Annotated in this window: 17 protein-coding genes; 8 read left to right on the forward strand and 9 right to left on the reverse strand. The window is 69.3% G+C overall.

Features of this window, described 5'->3' with window-relative positions; genetic code table 11:
* Positions 1 to 38 precede the first annotated feature (38 nt).
* From MRBLWH10_RS07580 to MRBLWH10_RS07590, 3 genes are read left to right on the forward strand one after another with little or no spacing between them, the layout of a single operon-like run.
* Positions 39 to 386 (forward strand): metallopeptidase family protein, encoded by a 348-nt coding sequence (locus MRBLWH10_RS07580; RefSeq protein WP_105674937.1) that lies wholly within the window; start codon positions 39 to 41, stop codon positions 384 to 386.
* A complete protein-coding gene (clpS, locus tag MRBLWH10_RS07585) occupies positions 383 to 679 on the forward strand; it encodes an ATP-dependent Clp protease adapter ClpS (RefSeq protein WP_341942218.1) in 297 nt (98 codons plus the stop codon). The genes MRBLWH10_RS07580 and clpS overlap by 4 nt, the downstream gene beginning before the upstream one ends.
* Positions 676 to 1,170 carry a DUF2017 family protein gene (locus MRBLWH10_RS07590; RefSeq protein ID WP_341942219.1) on the forward strand — a complete coding sequence of 165 codons (495 nt, stop codon included), beginning with the start codon at positions 676 to 678 and terminating at the stop codon, positions 1,168 to 1,170. Before clpS ends, MRBLWH10_RS07590 begins: the two co-directional genes overlap by 4 nt.
* A 4-nt stretch (positions 1,171 to 1,174) precedes the next feature.
* Here the strand turns inward: MRBLWH10_RS07590 and MRBLWH10_RS07595 are convergent, their stop codons facing one another.
* Genes MRBLWH10_RS07595 through gatC form a run of 6 tightly spaced genes read right to left on the reverse strand, consistent with a single transcriptional unit; the run spans position 1,175 to position 6,729 of the window.
* Positions 1,175 to 1,777: a hypothetical protein gene (locus MRBLWH10_RS07595; protein ID WP_341942220.1), complete on the reverse strand. Its 603-nt coding sequence runs from the start codon at positions 1,775 to 1,777 to the stop codon at positions 1,175 to 1,177.
* Positions 1,740 to 2,057: a hypothetical protein gene (locus MRBLWH10_RS07600; protein WP_105674933.1), complete on the reverse strand. Its 318-nt coding sequence runs from the start codon at positions 2,055 to 2,057 to the stop codon at positions 1,740 to 1,742. The genes MRBLWH10_RS07595 and MRBLWH10_RS07600 overlap by 38 nt, the downstream gene beginning before the upstream one ends.
* Positions 2,058 to 2,093: 36 nt before the next feature.
* Positions 2,094 to 3,350 (reverse strand): DNA polymerase IV, encoded by a 1,257-nt coding sequence (dinB, locus tag MRBLWH10_RS07605; RefSeq protein WP_341942221.1) that lies wholly within the window; start codon positions 3,348 to 3,350, stop codon positions 2,094 to 2,096.
* A 51-nt stretch (positions 3,351 to 3,401) separates the two neighbouring features.
* The gene (gene gatB, locus MRBLWH10_RS07610; protein WP_341942222.1) at positions 3,402 to 4,916 is read right to left on the reverse strand and encodes an Asp-tRNA(Asn)/Glu-tRNA(Gln) amidotransferase subunit GatB; all 1,515 of its coding nucleotides are present in this window, start codon (positions 4,914 to 4,916) and stop codon (positions 3,402 to 3,404) included.
* Positions 4,916 to 6,433, reverse strand: a complete 1,518-nt coding sequence (gene gatA, locus MRBLWH10_RS07615; RefSeq protein WP_105674927.1) for an Asp-tRNA(Asn)/Glu-tRNA(Gln) amidotransferase subunit GatA — start codon at positions 6,431 to 6,433, stop codon at positions 4,916 to 4,918. Before gatA ends, gatB begins: the two co-directional genes overlap by 1 nt.
* Positions 6,430 to 6,729, reverse strand: a complete 300-nt coding sequence (gatC, locus tag MRBLWH10_RS07620) for an Asp-tRNA(Asn)/Glu-tRNA(Gln) amidotransferase subunit GatC (RefSeq protein WP_341942223.1) — start codon at positions 6,727 to 6,729, stop codon at positions 6,430 to 6,432. The genes gatA and gatC overlap by 4 nt, the downstream gene beginning before the upstream one ends.
* 67 nt (positions 6,730 to 6,796) lie before the next feature.
* On the opposite strand from gatC, the gene MRBLWH10_RS07625 reads away from it, so the two are divergent.
* A complete protein-coding gene (locus MRBLWH10_RS07625) occupies positions 6,797 to 8,497 on the forward strand; it encodes a long-chain-fatty-acid--CoA ligase (protein WP_341942224.1) in 1,701 nt (566 codons plus the stop codon).
* Positions 8,498 to 8,542: 45 nt separating this feature from the next.
* Positions 8,543 to 10,372: a DEAD/DEAH box helicase gene (locus tag MRBLWH10_RS07630; protein ID WP_181155903.1), complete on the forward strand. Its 1,830-nt coding sequence runs from the start codon at positions 8,543 to 8,545 to the stop codon at positions 10,370 to 10,372.
* Between the two features lie 117 nt (positions 10,373 to 10,489).
* Here the strand turns inward: MRBLWH10_RS07630 and ligA are convergent, their stop codons facing one another.
* The 3 genes from ligA to MRBLWH10_RS07645 are packed head-to-tail and all read right to left on the reverse strand — an operon-like array spanning position 10,490 to position 15,197.
* The gene (gene ligA / locus MRBLWH10_RS07635; protein WP_105674917.1) at positions 10,490 to 12,856 is read right to left on the reverse strand and encodes an NAD-dependent DNA ligase LigA; all 2,367 of its coding nucleotides are present in this window, start codon (positions 12,854 to 12,856) and stop codon (positions 10,490 to 10,492) included.
* Between the two features lie 38 nt (positions 12,857 to 12,894).
* Positions 12,895 to 13,992, reverse strand: a complete 1,098-nt coding sequence (mnmA, locus tag MRBLWH10_RS07640) for a tRNA 2-thiouridine(34) synthase MnmA (protein WP_341942225.1) — start codon at positions 13,990 to 13,992, stop codon at positions 12,895 to 12,897.
* 44 nt (positions 13,993 to 14,036) lie between these two features.
* The gene (locus MRBLWH10_RS07645; protein ID WP_341942226.1) at positions 14,037 to 15,197 is read right to left on the reverse strand and encodes a cysteine desulfurase family protein; all 1,161 of its coding nucleotides are present in this window, start codon (positions 15,195 to 15,197) and stop codon (positions 14,037 to 14,039) included.
* A gap of 92 nt (positions 15,198 to 15,289) precedes the next feature.
* Here MRBLWH10_RS07645 and glgX point away from each other — a divergent pair, with 92 nt between their 5' ends.
* The 3 genes from glgX to glgB all read left to right on the forward strand — a co-directional run bounded on the left by glgX (position 15,290) and on the right by glgB (position 21,701).
* The gene (gene glgX / locus MRBLWH10_RS07650; protein ID WP_341942227.1) at positions 15,290 to 17,362 is read left to right on the forward strand and encodes a glycogen debranching protein GlgX; all 2,073 of its coding nucleotides are present in this window, start codon (positions 15,290 to 15,292) and stop codon (positions 17,360 to 17,362) included.
* Between the two features lie 158 nt (positions 17,363 to 17,520).
* Positions 17,521 to 19,500, forward strand: coding sequence for an alpha-1,4-glucan--maltose-1-phosphate maltosyltransferase (locus MRBLWH10_RS07655; protein WP_341942575.1), 1,980 nt, complete (start codon positions 17,521 to 17,523; stop codon positions 19,498 to 19,500).
* Positions 19,497 to 21,701 carry a 1,4-alpha-glucan branching protein GlgB gene (gene glgB / locus MRBLWH10_RS07660; RefSeq protein WP_341942228.1) on the forward strand — a complete coding sequence of 735 codons (2,205 nt, stop codon included), beginning with the start codon at positions 19,497 to 19,499 and terminating at the stop codon, positions 21,699 to 21,701. The genes MRBLWH10_RS07655 and glgB overlap by 4 nt, the downstream gene beginning before the upstream one ends.
* Positions 21,702 to 21,736 lie beyond the last annotated feature (35 nt).

The raw sequence follows: 21,736 nt of genomic DNA on the forward strand, positions 1-21,736 counted from the left end.
GAACTCACATCCGCCTCTAGCCGAATAGGCTGGACGAGATGGAGATGGATGCGGACGCCTTCGAGGAGCTCGTGATCGACGAGCTCGATCGCCTGCCCGACGACATGGTCGACGGGCTCGACAACGTCGTGTTCGTCGTCGAGGACCGCCCCGAGGACGGCACCCTCGACCTTCTCGGGTTGTACGACGGACTCGCGATCACCGAGCGCGGCCAGTACGGCATGGGAGAGCTGCCGGATCGCATCGTCGTGTACCGCGAGCCGCATCTCGCCGAGTGCGACGACCTGGATGAGCTCCGCGACGAGGTGCACACGACCCTCGTCCACGAGATCGCGCACTTCTACGGCATCGATGACGAGCAGCTGCACGAGCTGGGGTGGGCATGAGCGCTCCTGCCGCCTCCCCCGAACTCGATGAACAGCTCGATCTGTCCGCGGCTCCGATGGAGCCCTGGCAGGTCGTCGTCTGGAACGACCCCGTGAACCTGATGAGCTACGTCGTACGCGTCTTCCGCACGTACTTCGGCTACTCCCTCGACCGCGCCACCCAGCTCATGCTCGCCGTCCACCACGACGGGCACGCGATCGTCGCCACCGGGCCTCGCGAGACCATGGAGGTGCACGCGCAGGCGTTGCACGACTTCGGGCTCTGGGCCACGGTCCGGAAGGCGCCCACATGAGCGCGGCGACGGTGCGGATCAGCATGGCGCCGATCGAGGCGGTCCAGCTCGCGGAGATCCTGGGCGAGTTCGCCGATCTGGTCGGCGGGCAGCGCGACCTCAGCGACCCCGCCGTCGCGCGGTTGACACCGAGCGCGTACCCCGACGACGCGGATGCCGCTGACGAGTTCGCGGCGGCCACACGAGACGACCTGCTCGACCGGCGCTCGGCGGACACCGCGACCGTCCGCGCCGCGCTGGAGCCGCTGCGCTCCGAGTTCGCCGATCTCACGGAGGAACAGGCGTTCGCCGAACACGATCTCGCCATCGAGGCGAGCGACGTCGACGCGTGGCTGCGGACGCTCACGGCGGTGAGGCTCGTCGTCGCCACCCGACTCGGCATCGTGGACGATGAGCATCACGATCCGGAGGACCGACGGTTCCACGTCTACGACTGGCTGGGCTACCGACTCGAGCTGCTCATCGAGGCCGCGGACGAGTCTCTCGACTGACCGACTAGGGAACGTCGATGATCCGCGTGGCCAGCTCGCGTGGAGCATCCCGCTCGATGTGCCGCGACTCCTGAGCGGCCCACCTCTCCCAGTGCGGACGGTAGGTCTCTCCATCACGCGCGAGCGCCCTGGCCTTGCGACCGGTCTCGGCGGACTCCACCCACACGCGCACATCGGCGATCGCCGCGCTCGCCGCGGTGAGGATGCCGCTTCCCTCGATGATCAGCCCGAGTGCCGGGTTCACCGCGTAGCTCTCGGCCTCTGCGCCCTGCTCCCAGTCCCAGCGGTTCCAGGTGCTGTGATATCCCCGCCCGTGCGGCCGCAGGATCCGTTCGAGCGCGCGTTCCGCGCCCGCGTCGAGGCCATCCCACCCCGGGTAGATCGAGTCCAGCGCGATCAGCTGCACCGGCCCCGCGACGGGCCAGCGCGACGCGACACGACGCGCAAGCGAGGTCTTGCCCGCGCCGCTGCGGCCGTCGATCAGGACGACGGGGTTCGCTGCCGCGAGGGCGCGGATGTCGGCCTCGATGAGCCCGGCCGCACGGTCGAGCGCAGCGGCTACCGGATCGTCACTTCTTGAGAGCACGGATGATGCGGGTGATCGCACGACCGGCGATCCAGACGAACGGACCGGCGACGACGAGGAGGGTGATGATGTTCGGCTCGAACCGGAGGCCCTCTTCGCGGCGGATGTAGACGCCGACGGGCACCGCGATGCCGCCGCCCGTTCCGCCCTCTCCCGCCTCGGCGCTGCCGCCGGCGAACCCCGTGATGGCCAGGGCGACGGGCGTGATGCTCGCGCCGTCGACATCCTGGGGCTCGCCGTACGCGCTCTTCACGCCGAACGAGGCGGCCTGCTTACCGAGTTCCAGTGCAATGTGGGGCATGTGTCCACGCTAGCCGACGCATCGGACGGATGGGCCTCAATCCAGGCCGTGATCCTTCGGATGCCGCGCGGCTCCTCGCCCCTCTCCCCGTCCGATGTGGCGCGCGCGGGTGATGGTCGCCGTGCCGAACCTCGCGACGGCGTCGTCCATGGCGCCCTCGACCCTGCGCCAATCCTCATCGTCATCCCACAGGCCGATGCCTCCGCCGCCCGCGGGGCGCAGCTTCTCGGCGCGGACCCCCACGAGACGGACCGGATCCCGGCTCTCGATCTGCTCGAACAGCGTCTGCGCCGCCTCGCCGATGCGCTGACCGACTGCTGTCGGCTCCGCGAGGGTCTGCGATCTGCTCAGGGTGCGGAAGTCGTCGAAGCGCACCTTGATCGCCACCGTCCCGGTCTCCCACTCCGCGCGTCGCAGGCGAGCGGCGACACGGTCGGCGAGTCGGAGCAGCTCCGAGCGCAGGAACACGCGATCGGTCACGTCCGTCTCGAAGGTCTCCTCATGCCCGATGCTCTTCTCGATGCGCTCTGTCTCGACCATGCGCGCGTCTTCGCCCCGAGCGAGCTGCGCGAGACGGATGCCGAGCGCCGGCCCCACGGCACGGTCCAGCATGTCCTGAGAGCTCTCGCGGATGTCGCGGATGGTCCGGATGCCGCGCCCCTCCAGTGCCTCGGCTGCTTTCGGCCCCACACCCCACATCGCCCGGACCGGCCGCGGCGCGAGGAAGTCGAGCGTGTCGGCCGCGGCGACCACGAGCAGTCCGTCGGGCTTCGCCATCGTCGACGCCATCTTCGCGACGTGCTTGGTCGCGGCGACCCCGACGCTGCAGGTGATCCCCACCTCGTCCTGCACGCGTTCGCGCACGAGCTGCGCGATGCGAGCGGGACTCCCCCAGAGCCTTCTGACGCCGTGCACGTCGAGGAAGGCCTCGTCCACAGACAGCGGTTCGACCAGCGGGGTGAACGATTCGAAGATCGCCATCACCTGCTTCGACACCTCCTGATACCGGTGGAAGTGCGGCAGGACGATGCGTGCGGACGGGCAGAGCCTGATCGCCTGCGACACGGGCATCGCGGCGCGGACGCCGTACCTGCGGGCTTCGTAGGAGGCGCTGGAGACGACCGAACGTCCGTCCGGCGCCCCGATGATCAGCGGCAGACCGCGAAGACTCGGGTCGTCGAGAACCTCGACGCCGGCGTAGAACGCGTCCATGTCGACGTGGAGGATCCGCGTGCCCGTATCGTCGGCGCCGTCGGGCGAGACGATGCGCCCTCTGCCGTCGCCGTGTCCCATGAGTCCATTGTCTCCCGGGCCTCTGACATCGGGCCCGGGAGACGATGACGACTACTGCGCCGCGCGCTCCAGGACCAGTTCGCGCACGCGGGCGGCGTCGGCCTGGCCCTTCATGGCCTTCATGACCGCGCCGATCACGGCCCCGGCGGCCTGGACCTTGCCGTCCTTGATCTTGGCGAGGACGTCGGGCTGTGCGGCCAGTGCCTCGTCGATCGCGGCGATCAGCGCGCCGTCGTCCGACACCACGGCGAGTCCGCGTCCGTCCACGACCTCCTGCGGGGTGCCTTCGCCGGCGATGACGCCCTCGAGCACCTGCCGGGCCAGCTTGTCGGTGAGCGTGCCCGCGTCGACCAGCTTCTGGAGCGCGGCGACGTTCTCCGGGCTGATCAGGTCGGACGCATCCTTCTCCTGCGTGTTCGCGAGGCGGGTGATCTCGCCTGTCCACCACTTGCGCGCGGTGGCGGGCGTCGCACCCGCGGCGATCGTCGCCTCGACGACCTCGAGCAGGCCGCCGTTGCGGACGTCCTGGAACTCCAGGTCCGTGAAGCCCCACTCCGCCATCAGACGGCGACGACGTGCCACCGGCTGCTCTGGGAGTGCGGCGCGCAGCTCCTCGATTAGTTCGGCGGCGGGCTCGACGGGCAGCAGATCGGGCTCCGGGAAGTAGCGGTAGTCGTCGGCGTCCGACTTGGGGCGGCCCGGCGAGGTCGTGCCGGTGTCCTCGTGCCAGTGACGGGTCTCCTGCGTGATCGTCCCGCCGTCGGCGAGGATCTGCGCCTGGCGCTGGATCTCGTAGCGGACCGCGCGCTCGACCGAGCGCATCGAGTTGACGTTCTTGGTCTCGGTGCGGGTGCCGAGCTTCTCCTGGCCGCGGGGGCGCAGCGAGACGTTCGCGTCGCAGCGGAGGTTGCCGCGCTCGAGCCGAGCCTCCGAGATGCCGAGGCTGCGGACGATGTCGCGGATGGTCTGGACGTACGCCTTGGCGACCTCCGGTGCACGGTGCTCGGCGCCGAAGATCGTCTTGGTGACGATCTCGACCAGCGGCACGCCCGCACGGTTGTAGTCGACGAGCGAGTACTCCGCACCCTGGATGCGCCCGGTCGCGCCGCCCATGTGGGTCAGCTTGCCGGCGTCCTCCTCCATGTGCGCGCGCTCGATCGGGATCTGCACGATCGTCCCGTCCTCGAGCTCCACCTCGACGGACCCCTCGTACGCGATCGGCTCGTCGTACTGCGAGATCTGGTAGTTCTTGCCGAGGTCGGGGTAGAAGTAGTTCTTCCGCGCGAACCGGCTGGACTCGGCGATCGAGCAGCCGAGCGCGAGACCGAGGCTGATCGACGAGCGGATGGCCGTCTCGTTCACCACCGGGAGGGACCCGGGCAGGCCGAGGTCCACCGGCGCGATGAGCGTGTTCGGCTCGGCCGCGTGATAGGCCTCGTTCGCCGGGTTCGGCGCGTCCGAGAACATCTTCGTGTTGGTGTTGAGCTCGACGTGCACCTCGAATCCGAGCACGGGCTCGAACAGTTCCAGCGCCTTGTCGAAGTCCATGAGCTTGGCGGTGGCCATCAGCGGGTCCCTCCCACGAGCTGCGGTGCACGGCTGAGCAGCGGGGCACCCCACGAGTCGAGCAGCACGGCCTCGAGAGCCGCGCCGACCTTGTACAGACGGGCGTCCTCACGCGCCGGAGCGATGAACTGGATGCCGACGGGCAGGCCGTCCTCGGCGGCGAGGCCGCTGGGGATCGAGATCCCGGGGACCCCGGCGAGGTTCACCGGGATCGTCGTGATGTCGTTGAGGTACATCTGCAGCGGGTCGTCGATCTTCTCGCCGAGCTTGAACGCCGTGGTCGGCGCCGACGGCGTGGCGATCACGTCGACCTCCGCGAAGGCGTTCGCGAAGTCCTGCTGGATGAGGGTGCGGACCTTCTGCGCGCTGCCGTAGTAGGCGTCGTAGTAGCCCGCCGACAGCGCGTAGGTGCCGAGGATGATGCGGCGCTTGACCTCGTCGCCGAAACCGGCGTCACGGGTCGCGGACATCACGTCCTCGACCGTCGGGTTGCCCTCGGGGGTGACCCGCAGACCGAAGCGCACCGAGTCGAACTTCGCGAGGTTGCTCGACGCCTCCGCGGGAAGGATCAGGTAGTACGCGGCGACGCCGTACTCGAAGTGCGGGGCTCCGATCTCGACGATCTCGGCTCCCTGCGCCTCCATGAGCGCCAGCGACGCACGGAAGGACTCGGCGACACCCGTCTGGAAGCCGCTGTCCGGCAGCTCGCGGATGACACCCACCTTGAGGCCCTTGAGCACGTCGCCCCTGGCTCCCTCACGAGCGGCTGCCGCGAAGGACGGCCACTGGTCACGCAGCGAGGTGGAGTCCTTGGGGTCGTGTCCGCCGATCGCATCGTGGAGCAGACCGGAGTCGAGCACCGTGCGGGACACGGGTCCGACCTGGTCGAGGCTCGACGCGAGTGCGATCGCACCGTAGCGGCTCACGCCGCCGTAGGTGGGCTTCACTCCCACCGTGCCGGTGACGTGCGCCGGCTGCCGGATCGAGCCGCCGGTGTCCGAACCCAGCGCCAGCGGAGCCTCGAAGGCGGCCACTGCAGCGGCGGAGCCTCCGCCGGAGCCGCCGGGGATGCGGTCGAGATCCCACGGGTTGCGCGTCGGACCGTACGCCGAGTGCTCGGTCGACGAGCCCATGGCGAACTCGTCCATGTTCGTCTTGCCGAGCGGGATGAGGCCCGCTGCGCGAGAACGCGCGACGACGGTCGCGTCGTACGGGGACCGGTAGCCCTCGAGGATGCGCGAGCCGCTCGTGGTCGGCTGGTCGGTGGTGACCAGCACGTCCTTGATCGCGAGCGGCACTCCGGCGAGGGGGCCGAGGTCCTCCCCCGCGGCGCGGCGGGCGTCGAGCTCGGCGGCGGCGGCGAGAGCGCCCTCGTTCACATGCAGGAACGCGTGCACGTCGCCGTCCACGGCCGCGATGCGGTCCAGGTGCGCCTGCGTCGCCTCGACGCTGGACACCTCGCGGGCGGCGAGCTTGTCGGCGAGCTCCGCCGCGGTAAGGCGGATGATGTCGCTCACTGCTCTTCTCCCAGGATCGCGGTCACGCGGAAACGGCCGTCGGCCTCGTCGGGTGCGTTCTGGAGCACCTGCTCGTGCGTGAGCGTCTGCCCGACGACGTCGGGGCGGAAGACGTTGCTCAGCGGGATCGGGTGGCTCGTCGCCGCGACGTCGGCGGTCGCGACCTCCGACACCTTCGCGATGTTGTCGACGATGGCGTCGAGCTGGCCCGTGAGCCGCGTCACCTCGTCGTCGTTCAGCTGGATGCGCGCGAGCACGCCGAGATGGCGCACAAGATCAGGGGTGATTTCAGACACGCCTCAAGTCTAGTCAGCGCACTCACCGCTCCCGCGCCCCTCTGCGGACCCGGCATATGCTGAGCACGTGAGCACGTTCCAGCCTCCTCGCCCGTGGGTCGCCAGCTACGCAGCCGGCGTCCCTGAAGACCTCGCTCCCGTCGAGGGTTCGCTGATCGACATCGTCGCGGCATCCGCGAGGGACTACCCGGATGCCCCGGCGCTGCAGTTCTTCGGCAGGGAGACGAGCTATGCGCAGCTGCAGGATGCGATCGACCGCGCCGCCGCGGGGCTGCGCGATCTCGGCGTCAAGGCCGGCGACCCCGTGGCGATCGTGCTTCCCAACTGCCCCCAGCACATCGTGGCGTTCTACGCCGTGCTCCGGCTGGGCGCGGTGGTCGTCGAGCACAACCCGCTGTACACGCCGCGGGAACTGCGCAAGCAGTTCGAGGACCACGGCGCGAAGCACGCCATCGTCTGGAACAAGGTCGTCTCGACCGTGCAGGAGTTCCCGGCCGATCTGGCCGTAGCCAACCTGATCTCCGTCGACGTCACGCGGGCCATGCCGTTCCTCACGCGCGTCGCCCTGCGTCTGCCCGTCGCGAAGGCGCGCGAGTCCCGCGCGGCCCTCACGGAGAGCGTGCGCGGCACGATCACGTGGGACACGCTGGTCGGCTCATCCCCGATCCCGGCGTCACACGCGAAGCCGCAGACCGACGACCTCGCGATCATCCAGTACACGTCCGGCACCACGGGAACCCCGAAGGGGGCCGCACTCACGCACCGGAACCTGCTGTCGAACGCGGCACAGGCCCAGGCCTGGGTGCCGTCGATCCAGCGCGGCAAGGGCTGCGTCGTCTACGCCGTGCTCCCGATGTTCCACGCCTACGGTCTTACGCTGTGCCTCACCTTCGCGATGTCGATGGGTGCGCGCCTCGTGCTGTTCCCGAAGTTCGACCCCGACCTTGTGCTCGACGTCATGAAGAAGCATCCGGCGACGTTCCTCCCGCTCGTCCCGCCGATCGCGGACCGGCTGCTCTCTGCCGCGAACGCTCAGGGCGTCTCCCTGGAGGGCATCGAGGTCGCGATCTCCGGCGCGATGGCGCTGCCGCACGAGCTCGTCGTTCCTTTCGAGAAGGCCACGCACGGGTATCTGGTGGAAGGCTACGGACTGAGCGAGTGCTCCCCCGTGCTGATGGCGAACCCGGTCGCCGAGAACCGGGTCCCCGGAACCGTCGGACTGCCGCTCCCCGGCACGGAATGCCGCGTCGTCGATCCCGAGAACCCGACGCAGGACGTGCCGGAGGGCTCGCCCGGCGAGCTGATCGTGCGCGGACCGCAGGTGTTCTCCGGCTACTACGGCAAGCCGGAGGAGACCGACGCCGTGTTCGTCGACGGCTGGTTCCGCACCGGCGACATCGTCACCGTGGACGACGCCGGCTTCATCCGCATCGTCGACCGCATCAAGGAGCTCATCATCACCGGCGGCTTCAACGTCGCGCCGACCGAGGTCGAGAACGCCCTGCGGCAGCATCCCGATGTGTCGGATGCCGCCGTCGTCGGCCTTCCGAGCGATCACTCCGGCGAGGAGGTTGTCGCCGCGATCGTCGTCGACGGAGCGAAGGACGTGGATGTCGAGGCCATCCGCGAGTTCGCCCGCGGCATCCTGACCCCGTACAAGGTGCCGCGCCGCATCTTCGTCGTCGACGAGCTGCCGAAATCGCTGATCGGCAAGGTCCTCCGCCGCCAGGTCAAGGAGAAGCTGCTGGCGCTGACCAGCGGTTCCTGACTGCGCGCCCAGGCGCGATGGGGTCGGAGACGCTACCCTTGGTCAGTGACTGAAGAAGACGCTGTGCCCACCGACGCCCCCTCGACCCCCGGATTCGAGGAGCTCGGCATCACCGGGCCCGTCCTCAAAGCCATCAAGGACCTCGGCTACGAGACCCCCTCGCCCATCCAGGCGGCGACGATCCCCACCCTGCTGGCCGGCCGCGACGTCGTCGGCATGGCGCAGACCGGAACCGGCAAGACCGCTGCGTTCGCCCTGCCCGTGCTGGAGCGCCTCGACATCTCGCAGAAGACCCCGCAGGCGCTCGTGCTCGCTCCGACCCGCGAGCTCGCGCTCCAGGTGTGCGAGGCGTTCGAGTCCTACGCGTCGAAGATGAAGGGCGTGCACGTGCTGCCCGTCTACGGCGGTCAGGGCTACGGCGTCCAGCTGTCGGCGCTGCGTCGCGGCGTGCACGTGGTCGTCGGCACCCCCGGTCGCATCATGGACCACCTCGCCAAGGGCACGCTCGACCTGTCGGAGCTGCAGTACCTCGTGCTCGACGAGGCCGATGAGATGCTCAAGATGGGCTTCGCGGAGGACGTCGAGCAGATCCTCGCGCAGACGCCGGAGGAGAAGCAGGTCGCCCTGTTCTCCGCGACGATGCCTCCGCAGATCCGCCGGCTCGCGCAGCAGTACCTGCGCGACCCCGAAGAGATCAGCATCAAGTCGAAGACCGCGACGGGCACGAACATCACCCAGCGCTACCTCGTGGTCTCGTACGCGCAGAAGGTCGATGCACTCACCCGCATCCTCGAGGTCGAGAACTTCGACGGAATGATCGTCTTCGTCCGCACGAAGAACGAGACCGAGACCCTAGCCGAGAAGCTCCGCGCCCGCGGCTACTCCGCCGCCGCCATCAACGGCGACGTGGCGCAGGTGCAGCGCGAGCGCAGCGTCAACCAGCTCAAGGACGGCAAGCTCGACATCCTCGTCGCCACCGACGTCGCGGCGCGCGGTCTCGACGTCGAGCGCATCAGCCACGTCGTCAACTTCGACATCCCCACCGACACCGAGTCGTACGTGCACCGCATCGGCCGCACCGGACGCGCCGGGCGCAAGGGCGACGCGATCAGCTTCATCACGCCTCGTGAGCGCTACCTGCTCAAGTCGATCGAGCGCGCGACGCGCCAGGAGCCGACGCAGATGCAGCTGCCGAGCACCGATGACGTGAACACCACGCGTCTCGCACGCTTCGACGACGCCATCACCGCGGCGCTGAGCGAGACGGCACGCATCGAGAAGTTCCGCGACATCATTGCCCACTACGTGCGCAACAACGACGTGCCGGAGTCCGATGTCGCCGCCGCTCTCGCGATCGTCGCACAGGGCGAGACGCCGCTGCTGCTCGACCCGTCGAACGACCCGCTCTCCAAGGCCGTCGAGGCCGACAACCGTCCTCCCCGCGAGCGCGGAGCGCGTGACGCGCGCGAGCCCCGCACAGAGCGTCGAGGACGCGGCGACTACGCCGCCTACCGCATCGAGGTGGGCCGCCGTCACCGCGTCGAGCCGCGCCAGATCGTGGGCGCGCTGGCCAACGAGGGCGGTCTCGGCCGCGACGACTTCGGTGTCATCAACATCCGTCCCGACTTCTCGATCGTCGAGCTTCCGGCGAACATGGACGCCTCCGTGCTGGAGAAGCTCCGCGACACGCGCATCTCCGGCCGTCTCATCGAGATCAAGCCCGACCGCGGTCCGCGCGGCGGTGCACGCCGAGACGGCGACCGCCCGTCCTACGGCGACCGCGGTCCGCGACAGGACCGCGGAGAGCGCTCGTTCCGTGACGATCGCCCCGCCCGCGAGGACAAGCCGTTCCGCAAGCCGCGCCACAAGGCCTGATCGGCGCCGACCGGGCGCTCAGGGAGTCCTGAGCGCCCGGTCGCGCTGCATCAGCCTCGCGCCAGCCGGGCGGCGAGATTCACCAGAGCCTTGGCGCGATCAGTGGACCGTAGCGCTTCACTCGAGTGCCGACGGGCCCTCGGTCACCAGCAGGTGGAACTGCGCCGCGTCCAGGATGCGGATGCCGAGCTCCTCCGCCTTCGCGAGCTTGGATCCGGCGCCGGGGCCTGCGGCGACGAAGTCGGTCTTCTTCGAGACGCTCGAAGCGGCCTTGCCTCCCGCCTTGAGGATCGCCTCCTGCGCGCCGTCACGCGTGTACCCGTCGAGAGAGCCGGTGGCGACGACCGTGAGACCGTCGAGCACACCTCCTTCGACGACTGCAGCTCCAGGACCCGGATGCCCCGGAGTCGACCACTGCACGCCCGCGTCCGCCCAGCTCCGGACGATGTCCTGATGCCAATCGACCTCGAACCAGGCGAGGAGGGAGTCGGCGATGATGCCCCCCACGCCCTCGACAGCCGCCAGGTCTTCACGCGAAGCCGCACGGATCGCATCCAGGGACCCGAACCACTGCGCCAGGGCGCGTGCCGCGACCGGTCCGACGTGGCGGATGTTGAGCGAGACGAGGAGACGCCAGAGCTCCTTCGTCTTCGCCTTCTCGAGCTCGGCGAGGAGTTTCGTGGCGGCCTCTGACGGCAGCACCTCGCGATAGTCCTTCCTGACTCCGAGGCGGCGGCGCTCCGCGGCATCCATCGCCTCCGTGCCCGGCGGGTACTGCGCAGGGCCGAGCTTCTGGAACGGCGCCCGACGCACGAGCTCACCGGTCTCCTCGTCGACCTTGGGCTCGCCCGTCTCGGAGTCGCGCACGACCACCGAGATCGGCACCAGATCGCCGAGCGCGAGGGAGAACAGCCCCGCCTCCGTGTCGAGAGGTGCGACCGCCGGCGGCTCCGCCTGCGTGAGAGCGGCGGCGGTGACCTCACCGAGCACCTCGACGTCGAGCGCGCCGCGAGAGCCGATGTGCTCGACGCGACCGCGGACCTGTGCGGGACAGGAGCGCGCGTTCGGGCAGCGGAGGTCGATGTCGCCCTCCTTCATCGGACGCAGCGGGGTCCCGCACTCCGGGCAGTCCGCCGGCATGACGAACTCCCGTTCGGTGCCGTCGCGCTTCTCCACCACGGGTCCGAGCACCTCGGGGATCACGTCCCCCGCCTTGCGCAGGACGACCGTGTCGCCGATCAGCACGCCCTTGGCCTTCACGACGTCCTTGTTGTGGAGGGTCGCCTGACGAACCACGGAACCGGCGACGTGCGCAGGGGCCATCACGGCGAACGGCGTCGCCCGGCCGGTGCGTCCGACGGACACCACGATGTCGAGGAGCGTCGTCTGGACCTCCTCCGGCGGGTACTTGTACGCGATCGCCCAGCGCGGGGCGCGACTGGTCATGCCGAGCTCGTCGTGCAGCGCGAGTTCGTCCACCTTCACGACGATGCCGTCGAGCTCGTGCTCGATATCATGACGGTGCTCGCCGAAGTGCTCGACGAACCCGATGACCTCGTCGATGCTCGTGCAGACCTTCGCATGAGGGCTCGTCGGCAGGCCCCAGCCCGCGAGGAGCTCATAGACCTCGCTCTGCGCGGAGACCGGAGGGTTCTCCCACGCGCCGATGCCGTGCACGTACATCGCGAGCGACTCGATCCGCAGCAGACCGGCCTCGAGTTCGAGCCCGTCCTTCTTGTCGATCTGCTGGCGGAGACCTCCGCTCGCGGCGTTGCGGGGATTGGCGAATGCCGGGAAGCGACGAGCGGCCGCCGCACTCGCTTTCTCCTCGTCGAAGGGCTTCTTCGCTCCGCTGCGGGACTCCCAGCGCGCGAGGGCATCGGCGTAGGCGCGCTCGCGGAAGGACGCCTGCGCGGCGTTGAGGCGCTCGAAGGCCGCCACGGGGATGAAAACCTCGCCGCGTACCTCCACGATCGACGGATGCCCCGTGCCGCTCAGCCGTTCGGGGATCTCGGGCAGGCGCAGGGCGTTCTCGGTGACGATCTCGCCGACACGGCCGTCTCCGCGTGTCGCCGCGGACGTAAGCACGCCGTCCTCGTATCGCAGGTTGATCGCGAGTCCGTCGATCTTGAGCTCCGTGAGCCAGTTCACATCGCGCCCCGCGGCGGCCCGCGTCTTCGCTGCCCATTCGCGGAGCTCCTCGATGGAGAAGACGTTGTCGAGGCTCAGCATCCGCTCGGCGTGCTCGATCGTGTCGAGCCCCGTCGACTCGGCGGCGCCGACCATCTGCGTGGGCGAGTCCTGCCCCTGCAGCTCCGGATGCAGCCGCTCCAGCTCTTCGAGGCGGTGCATCCAGCCGTCGTAGGTGAAGTCGTCGACCACCGAGGTGTCGCGTCCGTAGTACGCGTCTTTCGCCTCGAGTATGAGCGTGGTCAGCTGTTCGGCCTCGGTACGGGCGTCTTCCAGCGAGATGTTCTCCGGCACCCCGTCAGTCTACGATCGGGGGCCGACATCGCACGGCTCTAGACCCCGGCGGGCACCGCCGACACGGTGCGGTCGATCGTGAACTGCCCGAGGACCCTGGTTCCGACGTACAGCACGGCCGTCTGCCCCGGCGCGACACCGTCGAGCGGCACCTCAGGCACCACCCGCAGTCCGTCCGGCTCCACGAAGGCCTGCGCGGGCACCGGCTCGGCGTGGGCGCGGATCTGCACCTCGCAGGCGAAGGATCGCTCATCGGGCCCCGCACCGGCCCAGCTGAAGCGGCGACCCGAGATCTCCGCCGTCGCGAGAGCCTCCTTGGGGCCGACGACAACGGTGTTCGAGACGGGCCGCACCTCCAGGACGAATCGCGGCTTGCCGTCGGCCGCCGGCACCCCGAGCTTGAGCCCCCGACGCTGGCCGACCGTGTACGCGTGCGCGCCCTCGTGCGAGCCGACGACGGCGCCCGCGCGATCGACGATGTCACCGGTGGCCGTGCCGACCTTCTCGGCGAGCCAGCCGCGCGTGTCCCCATCGGGGATGAAGCAGATGTCGTGGCTGTCGGGCTTCTGCGCCACGCTCAGGCCCCGCTCCTCCGCCTCCGCGCGGACGAGCGCCTTCGACGGCGTCTCTCCGAGCGGGAAGTACGTGTGGGCGAGCTGCTCTGCGGTGAGCACGCCGAGCACGTAGGACTGATCCTTCGCGTCATCGGCGGCACGATGCAGCTCGAGCCCTGAGCCGGTGGGGACGAGGTTGGCGTAGTGCCCGGTGCAGACCGCGTCGAAGCCCAGCTCCAGCGCTCTTTCGAGAAGAGCGGCGAACTTGATCTTCTCGTTGCAGCGCATGCACGGGTTGGGCGTGCGACCAGCCTGGTACTCGGCGATGAAGTCGTCGATCACGTCGTCGCGGAAGCGCTCGGAGAAGTCCCACACGTAGAACGGGATTCCGAGCAGGTCCGCTGCTCTGCGAGCGTCGAGGGCGTCCTCGATGGTGCAGCAGCCGCGACTGCCTGTCCGCAGCGTGCCGCCGGCGCGAGACAGCGCCAGGTGGACGCCGACGACCTCGTGCCCGGCGTCGACAGCGCGCGCCGCAGCGACCGCGGAGTCCACTCCCCCGCTCATCGCCGCAAGAATTCGCATCCGTCCAGTCTACGAGGGCGCGGCTGGACGGGCTCCGAGTGCGTTCAACGCGCCGCGGACGCCCTCGCGTACGCATCCGCGATCGCGGAGAGCACCGCGTCGACGTCGGCATCGATCGAGGTGCGCCCGAGCGAGAACCTCAGAACGCTGCGCGCGTCCTGCTCGCTGCGCCCCATCGCCATGACGACGTGCGACGGTTCGGCGACGCCCGCCTGGCAGGCCGACCCCGTGGATGCCGCGACCCCTGCCATGTCCAGGAGGAACAGCAGGCTCTCACCGACGGCTCCGGGGAACAGCAGGTGCGCGTTGCCCGGCAGGCGGTCCACCGGGTCGCCCAGCAGCACTGCCGCGGGGACGAGCGAACGGATGCCGTCGACCAGCCGGTCGCGGAGCAGGATCAGCCGCTCCGTCTCCGCGTCGAGCTCGGTGGAAGCCAGTTCGAGGGCGGCGGCGAACGCGGCGGCGCCCGGCACGTCCTGCGTACCCGCCCGAAGACCGCGCTGCTGCGCTCCGCCATGCAGGAGAGCGGCGATCCGCGCCGTGCGGGCGACGACGAGCGCCCCCACTCCGACGGGGGCCCCGATCTTGTGCCCGGCGACGCTCAGGGCGACGAGACCGCTCCCGCCTGACGCATCCCCGCGGAGAGCACGGAACGAGAGCGGGAGATGACCGAGGGCGGACACGGCGTCGAGGTGCAGCGGCACACCGGCATCTGCAGCGGCCGCGCTCAGTGCACGCGCGTCGTTGACGGTTCCGACCTCGTTGTTCGCGACCAGCGCGGTCGCGAGCGCAGCACCGGGCAGCGCCCGGGTGAAGCCGAAGACGGGGATGCGCGCCTCCGCAGTGACCGCGACAGGACGCAGCACGGCGCCCCCGGCGACCAACGAGGCGACGGTGTCCATCGTCGCGTGGTGCTCTGCATCCGGCATCACGATCGCGTCGGCGCCCTCCGCCCTCGCGCTCCACAGCCCCTGCAGGGCGAGGTTGATCGACTCCGTCCCGCCGGAGGTGAACACGACTTCGATGGGCTCGCATCCGAGCACCGCGGCCGCACGCTCGCGCGATTCCTCGAGCAGACGGCGGGCGTCCTGCCCCGCTCCGTGCGTGGACGACGCGTTTCCCACCACGTCGGTCGCCGTCAACCAGGCCTCGCGCGCCTCCGCACGGAGGGGCGTGGTCGCTGCATGGTCGAGGTAGTGGCGCATCCCTACAACTCTCCCCTATTTCCGGCACCGTGGCACACGGAACTGAGTACGCCCTGTCGTGAGACCCGAGCCCCGCCCCCTAATGTGTACCTATGCCCGCGAACCGAGACTTCACCGTGCCCGGCGGTCCAGCACTCGACAACCTCGGCGTCCGTCTGCACGACGGCGTCGGCACCCTGCGCGTCTGGTCTCAGAACGCCTCCTCCGTCGAGCTCGTCGTCTTCGACGCCACCGACCTGGACTGGGTGACCGACCAGGCCGACCTCGAGCGTCTCCCCGGAGGCGTCTGGGAGGTCACGACCCCGCTCCTCCAGCCCGGAGTCCGCTACGCCCTGCGCGTCGGTGGACCGCACGGCCCGGGCAACACGTTCAACCCGGAGACCCTTCTCCTCGACCCCTACGCCCGCGGACTCGCCCAGGGCGACGGTTACGAGGAATGGCGCTCCGTCGTCATCGTCGACGGCTTCGACTGGGGCCAGTCGCAGAAGCCCCGAGTGCCGCTCGACCGCACCGTGATCTACGAAGGACACCTGAAGGGGCTCACCAAGCGCCAGCCCGATGTTCCTCCGGCGCTCCACGGCACCTACGCGGGCCTCGCCCACCCCGCGATGATCGAGTACTTCCACTCTCTGGGCATCACGTCCATCGAGTTGCTGCCCGTGCACGCGTTCGTGCCGGAGCCGCGGCTGCTCGAACGCGGACTGACGAACTACTGGGGCTACAACACCCTGAACTTCTTCACTCCGCACACCGCCTACGCGACGGAGGAGTCCCGCAAGGGCGGCCCCGAAGCCGTCCTCGCCGAGTTCAAGGGCATGGTCCGGCTCCTCCACGAGGCAGGTCTCGAGGTCATCCTCGACGTCGTCTACAACCACACCGCCGAGGAAGGTCTCGGCGGTCCCCGGTGGAGCATGCGCGGCATCGACAATGCCAGCTACTACCGACAGGACGCGAACGGCGCGTACATCGACACGACCGGATGCGGCAACACCGTCAACACCTCGACGGATGCCGGCGCCCGACTCGTCCTCGATTCGCTGCGCTACTGGGCCGAGGAGATGCAGATCGACGGGTTCCGCTTCGATCTCGCGACGGCTATCGCCCGGGACGCCGCGCACACCTACACCCCGGAGCACCCGTTGCTCACCGCGATCTCGAACGACCCGGTCCTCAAGGACACGAAGCTCATCGCCGAGCCCTGGGACGTGGGCCTCGGCGGCTGGCAGACCGGGAACTTCCCGGCGGGCTGGCACGAGTGGAACGACCGCTACCGCGATCGCGTCCGCAACTTCTGGCTCAGCGACATCGACTACGCACGACGCGCATCGGCCCCCGTGGGCATCGGCGGTTTCGCGACCAGGCTCGCCGGATCGTCCAACACCTTCGCCGATGAGCGCGGCCCCCTGGCCAGCATCAACTTCGTCACCGCGCACGACGGCTTCACCCTGCACGATCTCGTCTCCTACGACGTGAAGCACAACGAGGCCAACGGCGAGCAGAACCGCGACGGCGCCGACATGAACCGCTCGTTCAACCACGGCATCGAGGGCCCCACAGACGACCCGGCCATCCTCGCTGCACGGCGCAAGGCGATGCGCAACCTGCTGGGCACTCTGCTGCTCTCGGCCGGCATCCCCATGCTCACCGCCGGCGACGAGGTGGGACGCACGCAGCGCGGCAACAACAACGCCTACGCGCAGGACTCGGCGATGACGTGGCTCGGCTGGGATGAGGAGCCGTGGCAGGAGGACCTCCGCGCGCACGTGGCTCGTCTCATCTCGCTCCGCTCCGAGAACCCCGCCCTGCGCCCGAGCAAGTACGCGCGGCTCGGCGAGCACATCCCCAACGCGAGCGTCATGGACTGGTTCGATCAGAACGGCGAGACGATGGAGAGCGAGCAGTGGACGGACCCGGGAAACCGGACGATCCAGTACGTCGCCGCCTCGACCCCCGACACGGAGGCCGCCAACAGGATCCTCCTGATCGTGCACGGCACCGAGGCGCCGATCGACGTGCGGCTGCCCGAAGAGATCGAGGGAGCGACGCGCTTCGTCGAGCTCTGGTCGAGCGCCGACGAGCGTCCGTCGGATGCCGCGGAGGTGTTCGCACCCGGCGACGTGCTGCCCATTCCGGGCACGTCGATGCGCCTCTTCCGGGTCGAGTGAATCGTAGCGCGACCCGCCCTGTCACCTCGCTACCCGCGTTGCTCGGGTAGCGGTACATTCAGGGTGTGGCAGCACGCGCGAGTACCCGGACCACGGCTCTTCGGAGCCCCTCTCAGATCCCCCTGCGCCCCCTCGGCGCCCATTCGGACGGCGAGGATCTGCGCACGACGCGCATCCCGCTGCTGAACGGCGCCCCCCGGGTGCCCGGAGGGTTCGCCCCCAAGGCCTTCGTCGGAGAAGTGGTGCCGTTCAGCGTCGTCGCGTTCCGAGAGGGGCACGACATCATCGGCGTCCAGCTGCGGCTGGTCTCCCCCGAGGGCGAGGAGTCACTCCACCGTCTCCGCCCTCGGAAGGACGGCACCGACACCTGGGCCGCCGAGCTCGCCGTCGACGTCCAGGGGGCATGGGCCTTCGTGTTCGAGGCCTTCTCCGACGACTTCGCGACCTGGGCGCACGCCGCGGAGCTGAAGATCGCAGCCGGCGTCGACGTGCCGGTGATGGCCGCGCTCGGCGCAGAGCTCCTCCTCCGCGCCGCGGCGGAGAAGGACCGCCCCGCTCCGCAGCGCAAGCACCTCGCCTCGGTCGCCGCATCCCTCGCCGACGGGGATGCCGACCTCGCTCTCGCCGCGTCGACGGATGCCGAGCTGGCGCAGATCTTCCACGATCGCCCGCTGACCACCCTTCGCTCGGCGACCGCACCGCAGACGCTCCTCGTGGAGCGCCCGGCCGCGGGCGTCGGCGCCTGGTACGAGTTCTTCCCGCGGTCGGAGGGCGCGAAGCGACTGAAGGACGGCACCATCAAGAGCGGCACGTTCCGCACGGCCGCCAAGCGGCTCCCCGCGGTCGCCGCCATGGGGTTCGACGTGATCTACCTGGTGCCGATCCACCCGATCGGCACCACCAACCGCAAGGGCCGCAACAACACCCTCACGACCGAGCCGGGAGACCCTGGCTCCCCCTATGCCATCGGAGCGGCAGAGGGCGGTCATGATGCGATCCACCCCGACCTCGGCAAGCCCGCCGACTTCCGAGCGTTCGTGCGGGCGGCGCAGGCCGAAGGGCTCGAGGTCGCCCTCGACCTGGCGCTCCAGGCATCCCCCGACCACCCCTGGGTGGTCGAGCACCCCGAGTGGTTCACGACCCTCCCCGACGGCACGATCGCGTACGCGGAGAACCCTCCGAAGAAGTACCAGGACATCTATCCCCTGAACTTCGACAACGATCCTGAGGGCATCTACCAGGAGATGCTGCGCATCGTGCAGCACTGGGTCTCGCAGGGCGTGAAGATCTTCCGCGTCGACAACCCCCACACCAAGCCTCTGCAGTTCTGGGAGTGGCTGATCTCCACCGTGAACGCGGCCGACCCCGACGTGATCTTCCTCGCCGAGGCGTTCACCCGCCCTGCGGTGATGCGGGCACTCGCCGCTGTCGGATTCCAGCAGAGCTACAGCTACTTCACCTGGCGCAACACCAAGGCGGAGCTCGAGGAGTTCCTGACCTCCGTCTCCCACGAGACGAGCGACTACATGCGTCCGAACCTGTTCGTGAACACGCATGACATCCTCACCGAGTACCTGCAGTTCGGTGGACGCGCCGCGTACCGGATCCGCGCGTGCATCGCGGCGACCGCGGCCCCCGTCTACGGCGTGTACGCGGGCTACGAGCTGTTCGAGAACGTCGCCCGCCCCGGGTCGGAAGAGAACATCGACAACGAGAAGTACGAGTTCAAGCTGCGGGACTGGGAGGGAGCCGAGGCCGCCGGGGAATCACTGGCCCCGCTCCTCCGCCGTCTCAACGGCATCCGTCGCGAGCACCCTGCACTCCGTCAGCTCCGCAACCTGTCGGTCCACTGGAGCGACGATGACGCGGTGCTCGTCTACAGCAAGCACCTCGACGCCGAGTTCACCGGCACGGGGGCGTCAGACACGATCATCGTCGTCGCCAATGTCGACCCGCACTCGGTGCGAGAGACCACGGTGCACCTCGACACGACCGTGTGGGGTGTGCCGCTCGGTGAGAGCTTCGAGGTCGAAGACCTCGTCACGGGGGCTGTCTGGACCTGGGCAGACCACAACTACGTGCGCCTCGACTCGTTCAGCGAGCCGGTGCACATCCTGAAGGTGAGGGAACGAGCATGAGCTACGTCGAAGACGTGACGGCATCCGCAGACTGGGCCACCGTCGCTGGAGCGTCTCATCACGATCCGCACTCCGTGCTCGGCGCTCATCCGTTCAAGGATGCGGCGGATCGCACGATGACGCTCATCCGCGTCCGTCGACCGCTCGCCTCATCGGTCGCGGCCGTCTTCTCCGACGGCACCCGCCTCGACCTCACCCACATCGCCCACGGGATCTGGGAGGGTCAGCACGACGGCGCTCCGGTGGCCTATCGCGTCGCGACCGCGTACAACGACGATCCGGAGACCATCGTGGGCGACCCCTACCGCCACGTTCCCACACTCGGCGACATCGACCTGCACCTCATCGCCGAAGGGCGTCACGAGAGGCTCTGGAAGGTGCTCGGAGCCCATCCCCGCACCCTCGACGGCGACACCGGCGTCTCATTCGCGGTGTGGGCCCCCAACGCCACCGCCGTGCGGGTGGTCGGCGACCACAACGGCTGGAACGGCGAGGCGCATGCGATGCGCTCGATGGGCGTCAGCGGTGTCTGGGAGCTCTTCATCCCCGACCTCGATCTCGGTGCCAGGTACAAGTACGAGATCCGCACGCGGTCGGGCGACTGGATCCTCAAGGCGGATCCGATGGCCCAGGCCGCGCAGGTGCCCCCGGAGACGGCGTCCGTCGTCACGGAGTCCTCGCACACCTGGTCCGACGGCGCCTGGATGACGCGCAGAGCCGCCACGCACGCCGTGGCGCAGCCGCTCTCCGTGTACGAGGTGCACCTCGGGTCGTGGCGCGGCGGCCTCGGCTACCGAGATGCGGCGGAGCCGCTCATCGAGCACGTCACGAACGCCGGCTTCACGCACGTCGAGTTCATGCCGCTCGCCGAGCATCCGTTCGGCGGCTCCTGGGGCTATCAGGTCTCCGGCTACTACGCGGCGACCAGCCGTTTCGGGACGCCGGACGACCTGCGGTATCTGATCGACCGCCTCCACCAGGCCGGCATCGGCGTGATCATGGACTGGGTGCCCGGGCACTTCCCGAAGGACGCCTTCGCTCTCGCGAAGTTCGACGGCCAGGCGCTCTACGAGCATCCGGACCCTCGTCGTGGCGAGCACCAGGACTGGGGCACCCTGATCTTCGACTACGGTCGCCCGGAGGTCCGCGGCTTCCTCGTGGCGAACGCCCTGTTCTGGCTGAGCGAGTTCCACGTCGACGGACTGCGGGTGGATGCCGTGGCCTCGATGCTGTACCTCGACTACTCGCGCAAGGACGGCGAGTGGGAACCGAACGTCCACGGCGGGCGGGAGAACCTCGAGGCCATCCGCTTCCTCCAGGAGGTCAACGCGACCGCGTACCGTCTGCACCCCGGCATCCTGATGATCGCCGAGGAGTCGACGGCCTTCCCCGGCGTGACCGCGCCCACCGACCACGCCGGCCTCGGGTTCGGATTCAAGTGGAACATGGGCTGGATGAACGATTCGCTCCAGTACATCGAGCGCGATCCCATGTACCGCGCCCACCACGAGGGCGAGATGACGTTCTCCTTCGTCTACGCCTTCGGGGAGAACTACCTGCTGCCCATCAGCCACGACGAGGTCGTCCACGGCAAGGGCAGCCTGCTGGCGAAGATGCCCGGCGACCACTGGCACAAGCTCGCGAACATGCGCGCCTACCTCGCCTACATGTGGGGGCACCCCGGAAAGAAGCTGCTCTTCATGGGGCAGGAGTTCGGTCAGCTGGCCGAGTGGTCCGAGTCGCGTGAACTCGACTGGTGGCTGCTCGAGCAGCCGTCGCACGCGCAGCTGCAGGACTTCGTCGGCACGATGAACCGCACCTACCGCGCACAGGCTCCGCTCTGGGAGCGCGACAACGACGGATCATCCTTCTCACGCCTCGGCGCGCCGAGCTGGGACCCGACGGTGATCGCCTTCGAGCGACGCGACGGACACGGCGGACGCCTGGTCGTGGTGAGCAACTTCGCCGGCGTCGAGCGCACCGGATACCGGCTGAGCCTTCCGCGGGAGGGCGTCTGGAACGAGATCCTCAACACGGATGCGGCGGAGTACGGCGGCCGCGGTTCGGGGAACCTCGGCGTCGTCGTCGCGAGGTCCGACGGGGCGGAGGCGCCGACGGCGACGATCACCCTTCCCGCCCTGTCGACGATCTGGCTGCGCTATCAGGGCGAGCCGCACGTGCCGACCATCAACCACGGCTGATCGATGCGCCGTGGGCCCGTGACGGGCCCACGGCG

The organism is Microbacterium sp. LWH10-1.2 (assembly GCF_038397765.1).
In the GTDB taxonomy this organism is placed as follows: Bacteria; Actinomycetota; Actinomycetes; order Actinomycetales; family Microbacteriaceae; genus Microbacterium; species Microbacterium natoriense.

Bases quoted from the DNA above. Each gene is read 5' to 3' on its own strand.
- MRBLWH10_RS07580 (WP_105674937.1), top strand. From the start codon at position 39: ATGGAGATGGATGCGGACGCCTTCGAGGAGCTCGTGATCGACGAGCTC.
- clpS (WP_341942218.1), top strand. From the start codon at position 383: ATGAGCGCTCCTGCCGCCTCCCCCGAACTCGATGAACAGCTCGATCTG.
- MRBLWH10_RS07590 (WP_341942219.1), top strand. From the start codon at position 676: ATGAGCGCGGCGACGGTGCGGATCAGCATGGCGCCGATCGAGGCGGTC.
- MRBLWH10_RS07600 (WP_105674933.1), bottom strand. From the start codon at position 2,057: ATGCCCCACATTGCACTGGAACTCGGTAAGCAGGCCGCCTCGTTCGGC.
- dinB (WP_341942221.1), bottom strand. From the start codon at position 3,350: ATGGGACACGGCGACGGCAGAGGGCGCATCGTCTCGCCCGACGGCGCC.
- gatB (WP_341942222.1), bottom strand. From the start codon at position 4,916: ATGGCCACCGCCAAGCTCATGGACTTCGACAAGGCGCTGGAACTGTTC.
- mnmA (WP_341942225.1), bottom strand. From the start codon at position 13,992: ATGCGAATTCTTGCGGCGATGAGCGGGGGAGTGGACTCCGCGGTCGCT.
- MRBLWH10_RS07645 (WP_341942226.1), bottom strand. From the start codon at position 15,197: ATGCGCCACTACCTCGACCATGCAGCGACCACGCCCCTCCGTGCGGAG.
- glgX (WP_341942227.1), top strand. From the start codon at position 15,290: ATGCCCGCGAACCGAGACTTCACCGTGCCCGGCGGTCCAGCACTCGAC.
- glgB (WP_341942228.1), top strand. From the start codon at position 19,497: ATGAGCTACGTCGAAGACGTGACGGCATCCGCAGACTGGGCCACCGTC.